Consider the following 13,436-nt stretch of genomic DNA (forward strand, 5'->3'; position numbering starts at 1 on the left):
CTTCAGAAATTCCTCCCGCATGGCTTAAGTCTCGGTTGAATAATATCTACGATTCCTTGATGTAGTATATCTTTAAAATCCCAACGTGAGTACATTCGTTCACCGGTAGCAATGGGAATGCTGGTGTATGAATAGATGTGTTTTAATGCATCATTGTTTTCGGACAAAACAGGTTCCTCGATGAACATAGGCTCGTAAGGCGCTAGCTCGTCCATCAATCTTTTTACCATTGGCTTGTGGACTCTACCGTGAAAATCTAGGCCAATATCCAATTCATAGCCAAACTCTTCCCTTAATAGCTTCATGTTTTGGGATGCCTTTTTTATGTCTTTCAATGAGGAGACCCATTCCATCTCCCCAGTAGCATTCATTTTAACCGCTTTATAACCTTGGTTTACTTTTTCTTGAGCCTGTTTTAAAATGACCTCAGGATGATCTCCGCCAATCCAGCAGTACATTTTCATCTTGTTTCTTACAGCTCCTCCCAATAACTCACATACCGGAACTTTTAAGTATTTTCCTTTTATATCCCATAACGCTTGGTCTATTCCGGAAAGGGCGCTCATTAAAATCGCACCTCCTCTGTAGAAGCCGCCTCTATACAATACCTGCCGAGATGTCCTCAATAGTATTGGCATTTTTACCAATGACATACTGCTTTAACTCCTCCACACATGCAGACACGGTATCTGCCTTTCCTTCAATGACAGGCTCTCCCCAACCGATGATACCACTTTTTGTGGTGACCTTTAAAAAAAGCCAACGTGGTGGCACCTTGAACAATTTAATGCTTTCAATTTGTAATTGATCCATTATTGAGTTTTTGATAAGTGAAGGATTTGTTGAATAGTTTTTTCGATTCCATGGGAATTGTCATTGGTTTTTGTCAATGCGCTTCCTAAACCAATACCCGCGACCCCCGATGTTAGCCATTCTTGTATGTTGGATGTATCTATACCTCCTACGGCAAAGAAATCTATTTGGTTGAAAACTGACTTGAGGGCTTTAAAATAAACCACACCTAAATTACCAGCTGGGAATAGCTTAATGAAGTCCGCACCAGTTTCAATAGCATTGTAAATTTCAGTTGGGGTCATTGCACCCATAAGCACCGGGATGGCATGTTGTTTTGCAATTTTGATTACCCCCGGATTAACGTTCGGGGTCACCAAAAACTGTGCACCTGCCTTGATCGCTGCCTCCGCAATCTTAGGATTTAAGACGGTGCCTGCACCAATGATTGTTCTTGGATATGATTTTTTAGCCTTGGAAATCTCCTCTGTAAAACCAGGTGTATTGGAAGTAATTTCCAAAATCGAAATTCCGTTCTCGACCAGTATTTTAATTAGTGGCGATACCTGTCCCTGGGAGTCAAGTCTTACAATGGCAATTATCTTTTCCCTCTTAATTCTCCGGATGACTTCCTCTTTTTTCATCTTAGCACCTGTCCATTAATATTACCATTCATTACGGAGATAATTTCGGCCTCGCTGCTCGTATGCTGATCTCCCAATATGGTGTGTTTTAAGGCAAAGGCAGCAGTTGCAAAATCTAGTGTTTTTTGGGAATCCCATTCTAAATTCAATCCATGTAAGCAGGCGGCCGCAAAGGCATCGCCTGTCCCAAAACGATCACTTACTTCGATGTCGATTTCTGTTCCTAAAAATGTTTGCGACTTTGTTTGATACATTGCTGAAAGTATATTTTTACTTGCTGAAATCTGATTTCTGACTGTAAAGGCAATAGCTTCCAAATCAAATTTTTTGGAGGCTGTATGCATGGCTTCAAGAGTTGCTTCAGAAATAGAACCCTTATTTATTTCTATACCATAAACATCATTTAAAGCTCCCATGTTCCCAAAAAGAAGGTCTGTATGTTCTAAAATCTGATCGAATATTTTCCGGGCTTCAGAAGCATCCTCCCAAAGGGTTCTTCTATAATTCATGTCAAAGGCCACCTTTACACCTTTCTTTTTAGCAATTTGAGCTGCAAGTGCAGTTTCATTCGCACATTGTCTTGATAGGGCAGGGGTTATTCCGGAAAGGAATAACCATTTTTTGTTGTTTAAAAGGGAATCCCAATCAAACTCATTTTCCCGTATTTCGCTTATGGCCGATTTTTTTCTATCATAAATGACACTCGAAGGTCTAATAGATGCCCCAAGCTCTATAAAATAAGTACCAATTCTTTGACCTCCTCTTATGATTCTACTAGTGTCAACACCATATGATTGTAAGGAAGATAGGGCACCTTCACCTAATTGATTTTTTGGTAGTTTGGTGATAAATGCAACTTCATTGCCCAAGACAGCCAAGGAACTTGCCACATTGGATTCAGAACCGGCATAATTTACATCAAAACCATGGGCCGTACGAATTTTTCCAGTGTTTAGGGAAGGAGTCAACCTAAGCATTATTTCACCAAATGTTACAAAGCTCATTTTAATTTTATTGATTTAGAATAGTTGGTCTTTGTTTCCAAGATATGTTTTTGCATCGCTATTTTGGCGGCATTTTCATCCTTATGTTGAATTGCTTCAAGGATATTTTTATGGTGTGCCAACATTATTTCCTTTTCCCTTTGCATATCTCCATCCCTCGGTTTTGCATATACTACAGCTTTAAATTTTGGCATTAGATTGAAAATGGGACTTACTAATAAAGTGAGGACTTTATTGTTTGATATTGATAAAATGGTTCTATGAAAATTATTATCTATTTCAGCTTCTTTATCCTTTTCACTTAGTTGGCAATTTATGAGTTCCTCAAAATTTTTTTGAAGAATTTCTAACTGATTTTCATTCCTATTTTTGGCGGCATTAGCTGCTAAAGAAGGTTCGAGAATCAGCCTAGCATTTATTGTTTGGGAAATGATATCCTCATCTGTGGAAAGTTCAAAGAACATATTCAGGATTTCGGAAGTATTCTTTATGCTAATTTCTTGAACATAAACCCCGCTACCCCTTCTAACTTCAACCAGTCCCTTGGCGCTCATCTTTTTGACCGCTTCCCGAATAGAGGTTCTAGAAACATTGAACATTTGCGAAAGTTCATTCTCGGTAGGCAGTTTACCTCCAGGTAGATAATTACCATTACGAATGGCTTGAGTTAGTTCATTTTCTACTTGTTCGGAGAGTGCTATTTTATTGCCCAAGGATGGAAACATACACCATTATTTATAAGACATCATACAAATTATGATATAAAACTTTCCCGTACAAATTATTCAATAGTAAAATGATTAAATCTACATCTAGTTTGGTAGTGGTTTCACCATTATGTCCTTTGTAGTAAACAATGCTATTAGGATCATGAGCTTGAAGCGCAAAGGTTCCACTTTTTAAAACTCTATGTATGGAGCCTTCATTTCTATTTGGTGTTGATGGTTCCGTATAGTCGACAACTACTATGTCGTTAATTTTTACGATGACCCTATTGTCTACCACTTTTATATATTCCGTATACCATTCATTATCGTTTGCATAGGTTTCCTTAACATCCAATATGTCATATAAGCTTCCTGTCCTTTTCCAATCTGTATGGGAGTTGTTTACTTGAACTTCATAACCATAAGTTGGCCATCCTTCATCCTGATAGGTGGTGTGTATGTAAATACGTGAATTTGCCCCTGGCATTGTTTTGACTTTTGCCATGAACTCAAAATTCTTAAAATCGTGGTTCTCAACGTTCCCGAATAAAAAAGATGGCCTACAGGTCCCTGAACTTTTATCGTGTTATCCTCAATAGAAAAGCTATCGCTGTTTTTTCCGACTTTCCATCCGTCAAAATTTTCTCCATTGAACAATGAAATCCAACTATCATCTTGAGCACTAAGGCCATTCCAAAAACAGAAACAAATTGTGAGTAGGATAGAGTAACGAGTAGCTTTCATACGTAAATTATTTAGTTGTACTATATCTGGTTTGGTCATTTAGAGTACTAAGGATTGCGACCTTTTACAAACAAATTTTAGGGATATTATATCCTCTAATGTATGGAATAAAACTAGAAAATGATTATTAAAGCTATCATTTGAATAAAAAATGTGGGCACCAATAAATCTATTTGAGGGGCATGTAATGTTTTAGTACGGCATTATGGGTATACCAAATCACAAATCACAAATTCGAACCTATAGTTAAGAAAATCAAATCGGCCCTAAACTTATATAAAATTATATTTTAAGAACAGCATATCGATGCTCGTCCCAAAACTTACCGTTCTTAAAAACCGCCTTTCTAGAAATTCCTTCCTTTACAAAACCAACTTTCTCTAATACCCGCATAGAACCTGAATTATACTCGAAAACTCCGGCATACAAACGAATCAATTTAAACTCTTTAAAGGCATGGCTCACCAATAATCCAATGGCACTTGTAGCAATGCCCTTACCCCAAAAAGGCTCTCCGAGCCAATAACCTACTTCAGCCGATTTTCCATACACATCATCCTGAAGAATCAGTCCGCATAGTCCGCAAAGTTTGCCATCGGTCTCAATGGCAAAAACGACTTCGGTATCGCTTTCGGCCTGATGTTCAAAGAACCGTTGCGCATTCTCCTCGGTATATGGATGCCCAAATGCGTCCCTGACATTATTAAAGATTTTAATGTTGTTGGCAAGCTCAGCAATAATGGGGACGTCCTCTTGTTTAAGCTCCCTTAATAATACTCTTGGATGCATATTCTAAAATTAGGAAATCCTAAACAGAATTTTTTAATACGATTATAGGAAATGGATAATTGATGCATCCACATCTACTGGGTTTTCGAAAAAGAGTTCGTGGAAAAAATTTTTGATTGTAACCATCTCCCATCTCACTATGAGCGAGCAATCGGCTAAATTTTCCATCCACCTCCCTGCATGATATTTGAAAGGCAAGAATTGTTTTATCTTTTTTTAAATATTATGGACGGTCATTCAAAAAAGTCAGCATTTTTTCATTTACTGTTTCCGCTTGATCAATGGATAAAAAGTGCCCGGCGTTTTGAATGACTTCTCCTTTTCCTCTTGGTAGCAGGTTGGCAATTTCGACCGTTCTATTTTTATTGATCATATCATCATCGCCGATCAACACCAATACGGGCATTTGCAAAGATTTTAATTCCTCATTTGAAAAAGGTGTCATGCTGGTTATAAACTTGTTTTCAGATTCTTTTTCCAAACCTAGTTTATACTGTTTTAGATAGACATCACTAATATTACCCACATTGTTGGACATGCTTTCCAAACTTTGTTCAATTTGTTTCTCTTCTGACGCTAGCAAGGTTACAATATTCTTTAATAGATCCATACTTGGCTTAATCCATGTGAATGTTTGGGCCGGACTTAATAAAATGAGACTTTTTATTTTGTTTTGGTTTTCCAGTGCAATGTTAACAGCTAACCATCCACCTCGAGAAGCACCAATTAAATGATAACTATCCAATTCTAGAACATATAAAACTTCCTCATACCAGTCCGTCACTTTTTCCACGCTTTCAATATCGTTATATAAGTAGGATTTTCCTGGTTCAAGAATAAAGTCAATTGCAAATACCCTATGGTTTTTACTAAGTGACCCAATGTTTGGATACCACATTGTTGAACTGGCATTCATTCCATGTAGTAACACAACGGGTTCTCCATGTTTTGGATCGCTTACAATAACATGTGCAATTCCATTAGTGGTGGTGATGTACAGCTCTTCGAAAGATACATCCCATAATTTTAAAGTTTGGTCATATGCTTCATAGTAAGCCGCATTAGTAGCAGATGGATTTGTGATGTATTCCGGTATTTTTTTGTATTCAGCGTATTTGTCAGTACAATTAATAAATAAAACTAGTGCAGTAAGCAATAAAAATAGTCTCATATAATTTGATGTCATAAACATTCAAATATACTGATATCGGATTGGATTAAAATTGTTATGACGTTCTCCGATTGTAGCGAGAGAGGGACTTGAGCCCTCGGCCTCCGGGTTATGAATTCTCAAATGTTTGTATTAATATGGCCTTAAATGGTCTAATAATCAACTGTTTATGAGGTGATTATAATTTTTATAAAAGTATATCAAATTGAGTAAAAACTCCATTTGTTGTACATATGTTGTACAGAGATTTTGTATTTTACAGGTGAAATGGATTTGTTATGGCAACAATAAACATAGTTCTCAGAAAGAATTACAGTAAAAGTGATGGAACTTGCCCATTGGCTTTAAGGATTACCAAAAATAGAAAATCCAGGTTTATATATACAGGAGAATATGTATTACCCAAACATTGGGATGATAATAAAAAAATAATCAAGAAAATCCATCCAAATTCTGCAAGACTGAATAATATGCTTAAAAAGAAGATATCCGAGGCACATGAAATTGCATTGGAAGCTGAATCCAAAAAACAGGATTCTTCTGCAAAATACATATCTAAAAAAATAACCGGAGAAGACCAACAGGATTTTTTTTCTGTAAGCAAAATTTATTTGTCCAACCTTTTTAAAAAGAAAAAATACAATCAGCATTATAATCAAGAACGAAGGATTAGAATTTTTAGAAAATTTGTTGGTTCAGACAAATTATCATTTCAAGATTTAAATGTGTCTTTACTAAATAGATTTGATTCTTTTTTAATTCATGAACGGGGAGTATCTCCAAGAACATCAGTAAATTATTTAATGTTGATTAGGACTATTTACAATTTTGCGAGAAGGGAATTCGATATTGACTATAAAATTTACCCATTCGGAAAAGGAAAGATTCAAATTAAGTTTCCGAGTCCGAAAAAATTGGACTCAATCGTGAAGAAATTATTCTTCCGAAACCATAAATGACATAACTCCATCACAGCAAATAGCTGTTGATACATGGCTATTCAGCTTTTATTTTGCAGGAATAAGGGTTGGTGATGTACTTAAGCTCAAGAAATCTGATTTTAGGGATGGTCGATTGTACTATAGAATGGGCAAGAACAATAAACTAGTATCGTTGGCTATTCCTTTAAAGGCCGAAAGGATATTAAATAAATACTGTGATAAAACTGTAAATGAAGACCATCTGATATTCCCCTTCTTAAATATCAAGGAATTGGAAAATACTAAGAAGTTAAGTGTTAGAATAAAGACTATTACCGGAAATTTAAATAGAAGATTGGAAATTGTGGCAAAAAAATTGGGAATTCAAAAAAAAGTATCGATGCATATAGCGAGACATAGTTTTGGCAATATTTCAGGTGATACCATACCAATTCAAATGTTACAGAAGTTATATAGACATTCTTCAATAACCACTACGGTAAACTACCAAGCGAACTTCATGCATAAAGAAACAGATGATGCATTGGAAAAGGTTATAAACTTTTAATTGCTTTATGACAAGATTTGTTTATAGTTACGTCCTACATTAGATTATAATTAATGATTATTTTGAAATCCATCTAGGTAGCATAATACTTAATGTGAGCTAAACTAATTTTTTTACCTCAGTTCTTTGTTGGCGGTAGTATTTTTTATCTTTCGTTGTGACCTTTTCCGTCAAAGATTTTCGGTTTCGCCTTTTCAATTCTTGAACTTCTTGTTTTGGATTGTTTGGCTTCTGAAAAATAGAGCAAATATCCTCTTTGTCTTCCTGGTGTCAGATTGTAAAATGCAGTTTTAAATTCCAAGTCGTTCTCAAATTCTTGTTCAAGTTCTTCAGGCATTTCATATTCAGAAGTCTTTTTCATTTTAACTTCCAAACCTGCTTTTTCTACTTCTATTGCTTCAAAAATATAGGCTTTGATAATTGCTTTTGTGTCAATAATTTGCTCTTTGTTTGTAAATCGAATTTGTCGAGCAGATTGTACATTTTCAGTTTGTTGCACCAATATATTTTCAGCGTCATTTAGCAATGCTCCTTTGTGAAAAAGTAAAGCACAATATTCCTTAAATCCGTGAATTAGAACTAGGTTCTTGCCTTGAAAAGTGTAGCAAGGGTGCATCCATTTAAAATCTTCGTCAAGTCCACATTCCAAGCAAATTTCTCGTAGCAAAATGGTTTCTTCTTTCCAACTCTTGATTTTATCTATATATCTGTCAACCTTTTCCATATTTAGCTTTGTTTTTGTAATTCAATGATTTTTCGGTCGTTTGGTCTGAAATACCAAGACGTAATCGTTACTAAAAGCAAAATAATTGAAGGCATTGCTTCTGTTATGGGTTGTCCAACTGCTAAATGTGATATGGTTGCTCCGGACATTGCAAAGAAAAATCCTGCATAAGCCCATTCTTTTAGCAAAGTTTTTTTAGGAATTAAAATTGCGATTACGCCCAAAATTTTCCAAGTTCCAAGAATTGACAACAAATAGAGTGGGTAGCCAAGTTGGGTTACTATTTCGTTGTATCCACCAATTTGAAGCATTTGCTGTATTCCGCCTGCTAACATTCCGAATGACAGGAAGATTGTTGAAACCCAATAGGTTATTTTTTTCGTTTTTGTCATTTTGTAATTATTTTGATTTTGTCAATATTCCTTCCAATCTGTTATGTGCCCAATTGATACCTTGCTTGAATGGAAGTTTTAGGTTTTGGTCTCTGTGGTTCACGGATTGATAGATTACACTCTGTTTTAATCGGCTTGTTTTTTTTGACAATTTCTCGAATTCGTAAATTTCGAGTTGAACGCCAAAAGGCATATTTTCCATTTCAAAAGTTCGTATGATTTTTTGGTTTGTTACAAAGTTGTGTATTGTACCATTAAATGCGATTTTATTGCCTTTTGGGTCGGAAGTTGAAAATTGGAAACTACCGTGTTTTTGAAAGTCGAACTTTAGCACTTTCGTTCCCATCCACTGTTCAATTATTTCCGGTTCTGTGTAGGCTTTGAACAAGAGTTCTACAGGTAAGTCAAACGTTCGTGTTATGAGTATTTCCTGTTTGTCATCTTCGGCTATCACGTTTGTTTTTTGTTCCATATTTTATTTTTTTGATTGATAGCTCTTCATTACCGATTCTAATTTGTTAAATCGGTCATCCCATAATTTTCTGAAAGGCTCGATAAATTCCGCTATTTCTTTCATTCCGTTTGGGTTTAGGTGATAGTAGATTTCCCGTCCTTTTTGTTCTTGTTCTAAAATTTCACATTCGGTGAGGATTTGAATGTGCTTTGAAATCGTTTGCCTTGAATAGTCAAAATTTTCGGCAATCGCAGTTGGTGTCAAAGCTTGAAGTGCAACTAAAGAAATAATCGTTCTTCGAGTTGGGTCGGCAATTGCTTGAAAAACATCTCGTCTTAATTTCATTACGCAGTTATTTGACTGCAAATATAAATGCAACTATTTGACTGCGCAAATTTTTCTTTCTAAAATGTTGGGAATTAGTGGTCGGTTTTCGATTCCGTTATATTACCGCCAACGGTCTCGTATAACCGTCAGTTACGGGATTAAAAGATAATGTTTTTCGGTTTAGCACTGACGTTAGCAATTCCGAGTGGATTCGGACGTAGTCGAATCCGCCGTAATTGCGGTTATACATTGTTGGCAATAGTGTTTTATTTTCCACTAAAATGGCCATCCGTTTTTCATTTTATAATTCGTTTTCGGGTCAAATTCGATTCCAATTTCTTTTTTCGGATTCCATTGTTGGTTTATAAATTCCGCTGGATTTTCAGTAATGTCAGTCCAATTAGTATTCGGGAAAACATAAAGTGTCCAATGGTCAGAATCCCAAGTTCCGTACAGTTTTTCATTCGGCAAGTAGAGTAGGATGTATTCAGGGTCATAATGTTCGCACTGGTCAGTCAAATTGATTGCAGGAATTTCGTAATAAGATTTTCCGCTAACATTTCCCTCAATCCATACTTTTCCGAGTTCCAATTTCTCAAAGTCAATAATTCCGACAAAGTCAGGTTCCACAGTTTTATGGTCGTAAATCAATTCCGATTTTGCTTTTAGAAATTCAGTTAAGTCTTTGGGTAAATCCATATTCTGTCCAAATATTGGTAAGGCAATTAAATAAGCTAAAATTATGATTCCTTTGCGCAATTCCGACATTATTGCCAACGCCGCGCTATGTGAAGTCCGGCGAATTTTATGGAAATATAGTGAAAACCATCAACGATGATACGGTTAACTGACGGGTTTGGGGTATTGTGAACCGTGTCATCGTTCATCGATAAGGCCACATTGTGGCCGTCTATCGTGGTTTTCACGGTATTGGGAATTAAATTTGTCGACCAGATTACATATAGCGTCCTGATATGTCGAGTAGATAAGCCGTAGCGGCGGTATTTGCAAAGAGGTCCCTTATCCTACGGCCAATGTAATCCGGCATAGCGCGGCGATGATGTCGACTGGCTTTTGGTGCGGTAATTGCGCCAGCAATGCGACAAAAGTACGCCGCAGGCGTATTCGACATCATCGGTCTCGGCTATGAACAGTTGCGTGGGTTGGCACGGACTTTTGCAAGTACACGATAAGCTGAAAATTCCGCAGGAATTTTCAGGATAAGCCTGTAATAGCAATTGTTTATAGCCATTGTTGCCACCAGTTATTTTTTAGATTTTAAAGTTAATAACATCTTTATGTTGTTTTGTCGAATATCCATTGTTTTCTTCGATAAGTAAAGTTAATCCAACTTTAAAAAAAGCCTCATTCGCTATCTGCTCTTTTTCGAAGCGATAGTACATCATTCCATCTTGCTTTATTACTTCGATTCCTCTGATATAGTCAAATTTAACATTGTCCGAACTGTATTGCAGATTTACACTCCAATCTGTTTCTAAATCTTTAAATGCAAAGTAATAATATGTATCATCCGCCATAAGTTTTGGTGCTTCTGAAAATCCAAGATGAAACCAAACGGGACTTATGTATTTTGATTTATTGAACTCTTCAAGGGAAAGTGGTTCATCCAAAAGTTGCCATTTACTTTCTTCGGGATAATGTGTAATAATTAACCATTCCGGATTAATATCGAAGTAGTATTCTGATTGAGTTGGGTCATTAGAATTGCCCCAAGTTGTGTCAACCAATTTCCATTCGTCATTAAGTTTTATAGCGTTCCAACCGTGTCGAAAGTTGTCATCTTGATACAAATCAATATAGTGATTTCTTGGGTCTCGAATATGACCGGAAATTATTACAGCTTCAATTTCAAGTTCATCCATAAACCATTTATATAAATTAGCGTAGCCTGCACAAACTGCTTTTCGGTTTTCATATACCGTATATTTATCTTGGCTTGAGGAAAACTCCTCGGATAAAATAGTTCCTTTTATTATTCGTTCAAATGTTTGGTGGTCATAGGAAATATTATTGCCAATCCAGTGGTAGAAGAAATTTGCTTGTTCTTCTTTAGATTTTATTCTGTCAGCCACAAGTTCAGTCAAATCCCACATATCGAGTTTTGTGTCTTTTGTTTCCTTAATCAATGACTGTATTTTTTCGCTTTGGCTATAAGAAGCTAACGCTGAAAAAAAGATAATTGTTAAAAGGGAAAGGCGTTTTTTCATAATTGGTGGCAACGGTATAGTATAACCCAGTTACGGTTTTAAAGTTAGTGTTTTTCGGTTAAGAACTGGCGTTAGCAATTCCGAGTGGATTCGGACGTAGTCGAATCCGCCGTAATTGCGGTTATACATTGTTAGCCATAGTATTTTATTTTCCATTCAGCATATTATAAATCAATGCAGTCACTATAATATCACTTTCGGCATTATGTTCTTTCAAATTCGGTTTAAGTGCTTGCCATTCCTTTTTATTCCCAAACAGTTTGTCAGCTGAATTATATAATGAAATTTTGAATCCATATTTATGTCCAAGTTGTTTTCCTGTCAATTTCATTGTGTCAACTTTGTTCTTTTTCTTTAACGAAAATGGAATTCCTGCTTTCACAAATTCAGCGTGTAATACTTTGTAGTCAAACGCAATATTGTGTCCAACAATGTCGTCTACTTTCGATGCGGCAACAGTCAAAGCTGATAGGGCTTTTTCTAATTCCACACCTTCTTTTTCACATTTTTCGTTCGTAATTCCGTGAATTTTTATTGCTTGTTTTGGAATATCTTCTTTCTGTTTTATATAAAAAGTTTCTCCATCGTAATTTCCATTTCTATCAACTAACATAAAAGCGAGTTGAACAATTCTTGGGAAGTTGTCTGAATGGTCGATAACATTTTGTTTTGTAACTCTAATCGAGTTGTCATTTATTAATCCTGTCGTTTCTGTGTCGAGGATTAATGCAATTGGTTTGAATGTACTTTTATTCTTTACAGGTTGTAAAGCAACTTCTTTCTTAATTGTTTTTGCTACAACTTGTTTTTTTTCAGAATTAGTTGTCGAAGTGTTTTTATTCGACTTTTTCATTCTGCTAAATCCGACTATAATTAAGACGATTGCAATTATGATTATTAAAAAGTCCATTCGTTGGTTTTATATTATGGCTAACGGTTTGGCTATGCGCAGTGCGGAGTTTGAAAGCCGAAACTTTCAACCTTGCTCCAACGGTAGCCAAAGCTGCGTTTTGTGTTTTTAATTTTATTCAACAAAAACGTCAAAGCGGAGCTTTGGCGGGCTTAAAGCACCGACCTTTCGATTATCTCGTCAACCCGCATTGCGTATAGGTTTTGTTGGCAACTGGCTTTTTCTTTTTTCATTGAATTTCAATCACATATGAGTTCATAGACTTAATTTTCGTCCCTTTTGCTCCTTGAAAAACATATAAGTCTGAAAACGCATATTTTTTCCCGTCTTGCATTTTCATAATTCCGCTTGCCGCTCCTTCTTTTCCATGAGACAATATTTGCTCAAGAACTAATTCGCTTACTTTTTCGGGTTTCATTTTTTCCAATTCCACAGTAAACTTTTCTTTCCCTTCGATTTTTTTGTCGCCAATTATATTCCAAACAATATCATCTGTTACGCTATCGACAATAAATTCAATGTTTCCTTTAGCAAAAGCAATATTAAAGTCTTTTAGAAATTCCATTTTCGGTGAATTTCCACAATTCGGACTTGAGATAATTTTTGTCATTCCCTAAATGTTTGATTTCAGTTCGGTTTTTTAGCTTGTTGCCAACGCCGCGCTATGTGAAGTCCGGCGAATTTTATGGAAATATAGTGAAAACCATCAACGATGATACGGTTAACTGACGGGTTTGGGGTATTGTGAACCGTGTCATCGTTCATCGATAAGGCCACATTGTGGCCGTCTATCGTGGTTTTCACGGTATTGGGAATTAAATTTGTCGACCAGATTACATATAGCGTCCTGATATGTCGAGTAGATAAGCCGTAGCGGCGGTATTTGCAAAGAGATCCCTTATCCTACGGCCAATGTAATCCGGCATAGCGCGGCGATGATGTCGACTGGCTTTTGGTGCGGTAATTGCGCCAGCAATGCGACAAAAGTACGCCGCAGGCGTATTCGACATCATCGAGTTTGTATAACGCTTCGTTGCGTTTTATGTTCTTTTATTTTGGGAT

At 36.2% G+C, this 13,436-nt stretch carries 19 protein-coding genes; 2 read left to right on the plus strand and 17 right to left on the minus strand.

Going from position 1 to position 13,436, the window contains the following annotated elements; genetic code table 11:
- Window positions 1–2 precede the first annotated feature (2 nt).
- The 9 genes from NYZ99_RS23195 to NYZ99_RS08370 form a co-directional block, all read right to left on the minus strand.
- Entirely contained in the window at window positions 3–638 is a 636-nt protein-coding gene (locus tag NYZ99_RS23195; protein ID WP_260574827.1) for an enolase C-terminal domain-like protein, read from the minus strand.
- Window positions 598–813 (minus strand): hypothetical protein, encoded by a 216-nt coding sequence (locus NYZ99_RS23200; RefSeq protein WP_260574828.1) that lies wholly within the window; start codon window positions 811–813, stop codon window positions 598–600. Before NYZ99_RS23200 ends, NYZ99_RS23195 begins: the two co-directional genes overlap by 41 nt.
- Window positions 813–1,436, minus strand: a complete 624-nt coding sequence (locus NYZ99_RS08345; RefSeq protein ID WP_260574829.1) for a bifunctional 4-hydroxy-2-oxoglutarate aldolase/2-dehydro-3-deoxy-phosphogluconate aldolase — start codon at window positions 1,434–1,436, stop codon at window positions 813–815. The genes NYZ99_RS23200 and NYZ99_RS08345 overlap by 1 nt, the downstream gene beginning before the upstream one ends.
- On the minus strand, window positions 1,433–2,440 hold the full coding sequence (locus NYZ99_RS08350; protein WP_260574830.1) for a sugar kinase: 1,008 nt from the start codon (window positions 2,438–2,440) through the stop codon (window positions 1,433–1,435). Before NYZ99_RS08350 ends, NYZ99_RS08345 begins: the two co-directional genes overlap by 4 nt.
- A complete protein-coding gene (locus NYZ99_RS08355) occupies window positions 2,437–3,165 on the minus strand; it encodes a FadR/GntR family transcriptional regulator (protein ID WP_260574831.1) in 729 nt (242 codons plus the stop codon). The genes NYZ99_RS08350 and NYZ99_RS08355 overlap by 4 nt, the downstream gene beginning before the upstream one ends.
- 10 nt (window positions 3,166–3,175) lie before the next feature.
- On the minus strand, window positions 3,176–3,652 hold the full coding sequence (locus tag NYZ99_RS08360; protein ID WP_260574832.1) for a 3-keto-disaccharide hydrolase: 477 nt from the start codon (window positions 3,650–3,652) through the stop codon (window positions 3,176–3,178).
- A complete protein-coding gene (locus NYZ99_RS22880; protein ID WP_420845203.1) occupies window positions 3,550–3,930 on the minus strand; it encodes a 3-keto-alpha-glucoside-1,2-lyase-like domain-containing protein in 381 nt (126 codons plus the stop codon). Before NYZ99_RS22880 ends, NYZ99_RS08360 begins: the two co-directional genes overlap by 103 nt.
- A gap of 243 nt (window positions 3,931–4,173) precedes the next feature.
- Complete coding sequence (locus NYZ99_RS08365; protein ID WP_260574833.1) at window positions 4,174–4,680, minus strand: GNAT family N-acetyltransferase; 507 nt, start codon at window positions 4,678–4,680, stop codon at window positions 4,174–4,176.
- 223 nt (window positions 4,681–4,903) lie between these two features.
- On the minus strand, window positions 4,904–5,851 hold the full coding sequence (locus tag NYZ99_RS08370; RefSeq protein ID WP_260574834.1) for an alpha/beta fold hydrolase: 948 nt from the start codon (window positions 5,849–5,851) through the stop codon (window positions 4,904–4,906).
- A gap of 278 nt (window positions 5,852–6,129) precedes the next feature.
- On the opposite strand from NYZ99_RS08370, the gene NYZ99_RS08375 reads away from it, so the two are divergent.
- Window positions 6,130–6,810, plus strand: a complete 681-nt coding sequence (locus tag NYZ99_RS08375) for a phage integrase SAM-like domain and Arm DNA-binding domain-containing protein (protein ID WP_260574835.1) — start codon at window positions 6,130–6,132, stop codon at window positions 6,808–6,810.
- 61 nt (window positions 6,811–6,871) lie between these two features.
- Window positions 6,872–7,339 (plus strand): tyrosine-type recombinase/integrase, encoded by a 468-nt coding sequence (locus tag NYZ99_RS08380; RefSeq protein ID WP_260575218.1) that lies wholly within the window; start codon window positions 6,872–6,874, stop codon window positions 7,337–7,339.
- Between the two features lie 145 nt (window positions 7,340–7,484).
- Here the strand turns inward: NYZ99_RS08380 and NYZ99_RS08385 are convergent, their stop codons facing one another.
- The 8 genes from NYZ99_RS08385 to NYZ99_RS08420 form a co-directional block, all read right to left on the minus strand.
- Window positions 7,485–8,063 carry a YdeI/OmpD-associated family protein gene (locus NYZ99_RS08385; RefSeq protein WP_260574836.1) on the minus strand — a complete coding sequence of 193 codons (579 nt, stop codon included), beginning with the start codon at window positions 8,061–8,063 and terminating at the stop codon, window positions 7,485–7,487.
- Between the two features lie 2 nt (window positions 8,064–8,065).
- Window positions 8,066–8,455: a DoxX family protein gene (locus NYZ99_RS08390; RefSeq protein ID WP_260574837.1), complete on the minus strand. Its 390-nt coding sequence runs from the start codon at window positions 8,453–8,455 to the stop codon at window positions 8,066–8,068.
- A gap of 7 nt (window positions 8,456–8,462) precedes the next feature.
- Window positions 8,463–8,927, minus strand: a complete 465-nt coding sequence (locus tag NYZ99_RS08395) for an SRPBCC domain-containing protein (protein ID WP_260574838.1) — start codon at window positions 8,925–8,927, stop codon at window positions 8,463–8,465.
- Window positions 8,928–8,930: 3 nt separating this feature from the next.
- Entirely contained in the window at window positions 8,931–9,254 is a 324-nt protein-coding gene (locus tag NYZ99_RS08400; protein ID WP_260574839.1) for an ArsR/SmtB family transcription factor, read from the minus strand.
- A gap of 258 nt (window positions 9,255–9,512) precedes the next feature.
- On the minus strand, window positions 9,513–9,995 hold the full coding sequence (locus NYZ99_RS08405; RefSeq protein ID WP_260574840.1) for a hypothetical protein: 483 nt from the start codon (window positions 9,993–9,995) through the stop codon (window positions 9,513–9,515).
- 512 nt (window positions 9,996–10,507) lie between these two features.
- Window positions 10,508–11,464 carry a transglutaminase domain-containing protein gene (locus NYZ99_RS08410; protein WP_260574841.1) on the minus strand — a complete coding sequence of 319 codons (957 nt, stop codon included), beginning with the start codon at window positions 11,462–11,464 and terminating at the stop codon, window positions 10,508–10,510.
- 145 nt (window positions 11,465–11,609) lie between these two features.
- Window positions 11,610–12,374 carry a 3'-5' exonuclease gene (locus tag NYZ99_RS08415; RefSeq protein WP_260574842.1) on the minus strand — a complete coding sequence of 255 codons (765 nt, stop codon included), beginning with the start codon at window positions 12,372–12,374 and terminating at the stop codon, window positions 11,610–11,612.
- Window positions 12,375–12,603: 229 nt separating this feature from the next.
- Window positions 12,604–12,984, minus strand: coding sequence for a nuclear transport factor 2 family protein (locus tag NYZ99_RS08420; RefSeq protein ID WP_260574843.1), 381 nt, complete (start codon window positions 12,982–12,984; stop codon window positions 12,604–12,606).
- Window positions 12,985–13,436: the final 452 nt, after the last annotated feature.

It is taken from the genome of Maribacter litopenaei, from assembly GCF_025244665.1.
GTDB lineage: Bacteria > Bacteroidota > Bacteroidia > Flavobacteriales > Flavobacteriaceae > Maribacter > Maribacter litopenaei.

What these genes read in the sequence shown, in the direction of transcription:
- NYZ99_RS23195 (WP_260574827.1), bottom strand. Translation starts at nt 638, where the DNA reads ATGCCAATACTATTGAGGACATCTCGGCAGGTATTGTATAGAGGCGGC.
- NYZ99_RS23200 (WP_260574828.1), bottom strand. Translation starts at nt 813, where the DNA reads ATGGATCAATTACAAATTGAAAGCATTAAATTGTTCAAGGTGCCACCA.
- NYZ99_RS08345 (WP_260574829.1), bottom strand. Translation starts at nt 1,436, where the DNA reads ATGAAAAAAGAGGAAGTCATCCGGAGAATTAAGAGGGAAAAGATAATT.
- NYZ99_RS08350 (WP_260574830.1), bottom strand. Translation starts at nt 2,440, where the DNA reads ATGAGCTTTGTAACATTTGGTGAAATAATGCTTAGGTTGACTCCTTCC.
- NYZ99_RS08355 (WP_260574831.1), bottom strand. Translation starts at nt 3,165, where the DNA reads ATGTTTCCATCCTTGGGCAATAAAATAGCACTCTCCGAACAAGTAGAA.
- NYZ99_RS08360 (WP_260574832.1), bottom strand. Translation starts at nt 3,652, where the DNA reads ATGGCAAAAGTCAAAACAATGCCAGGGGCAAATTCACGTATTTACATA.
- NYZ99_RS22880 (WP_420845203.1), bottom strand. Translation starts at nt 3,930, where the DNA reads ATGACCAAACCAGATATAGTACAACTAAATAATTTACGTATGAAAGCT.
- NYZ99_RS08365 (WP_260574833.1), bottom strand. Translation starts at nt 4,680, where the DNA reads ATGCATCCAAGAGTATTATTAAGGGAGCTTAAACAAGAGGACGTCCCC.
- NYZ99_RS08370 (WP_260574834.1), bottom strand. Translation starts at nt 5,851, where the DNA reads ATGAGACTATTTTTATTGCTTACTGCACTAGTTTTATTTATTAATTGT.
- NYZ99_RS08375 (WP_260574835.1), top strand. Translation starts at nt 6,130, where the DNA reads ATGGCAACAATAAACATAGTTCTCAGAAAGAATTACAGTAAAAGTGAT.
- NYZ99_RS08385 (WP_260574836.1), bottom strand. Translation starts at nt 8,063, where the DNA reads ATGGAAAAGGTTGACAGATATATAGATAAAATCAAGAGTTGGAAAGAA.
- NYZ99_RS08390 (WP_260574837.1), bottom strand. Translation starts at nt 8,455, where the DNA reads ATGACAAAAACGAAAAAAATAACCTATTGGGTTTCAACAATCTTCCTG.
- NYZ99_RS08395 (WP_260574838.1), bottom strand. Translation starts at nt 8,927, where the DNA reads ATGGAACAAAAAACAAACGTGATAGCCGAAGATGACAAACAGGAAATA.
- NYZ99_RS08400 (WP_260574839.1), bottom strand. Translation starts at nt 9,254, where the DNA reads ATGAAATTAAGACGAGATGTTTTTCAAGCAATTGCCGACCCAACTCGA.
- NYZ99_RS08410 (WP_260574841.1), bottom strand. Translation starts at nt 11,464, where the DNA reads ATGAAAAAACGCCTTTCCCTTTTAACAATTATCTTTTTTTCAGCGTTA.
- NYZ99_RS08415 (WP_260574842.1), bottom strand. Translation starts at nt 12,374, where the DNA reads ATGGACTTTTTAATAATCATAATTGCAATCGTCTTAATTATAGTCGGA.
- NYZ99_RS08420 (WP_260574843.1), bottom strand. Translation starts at nt 12,984, where the DNA reads ATGACAAAAATTATCTCAAGTCCGAATTGTGGAAATTCACCGAAAATG.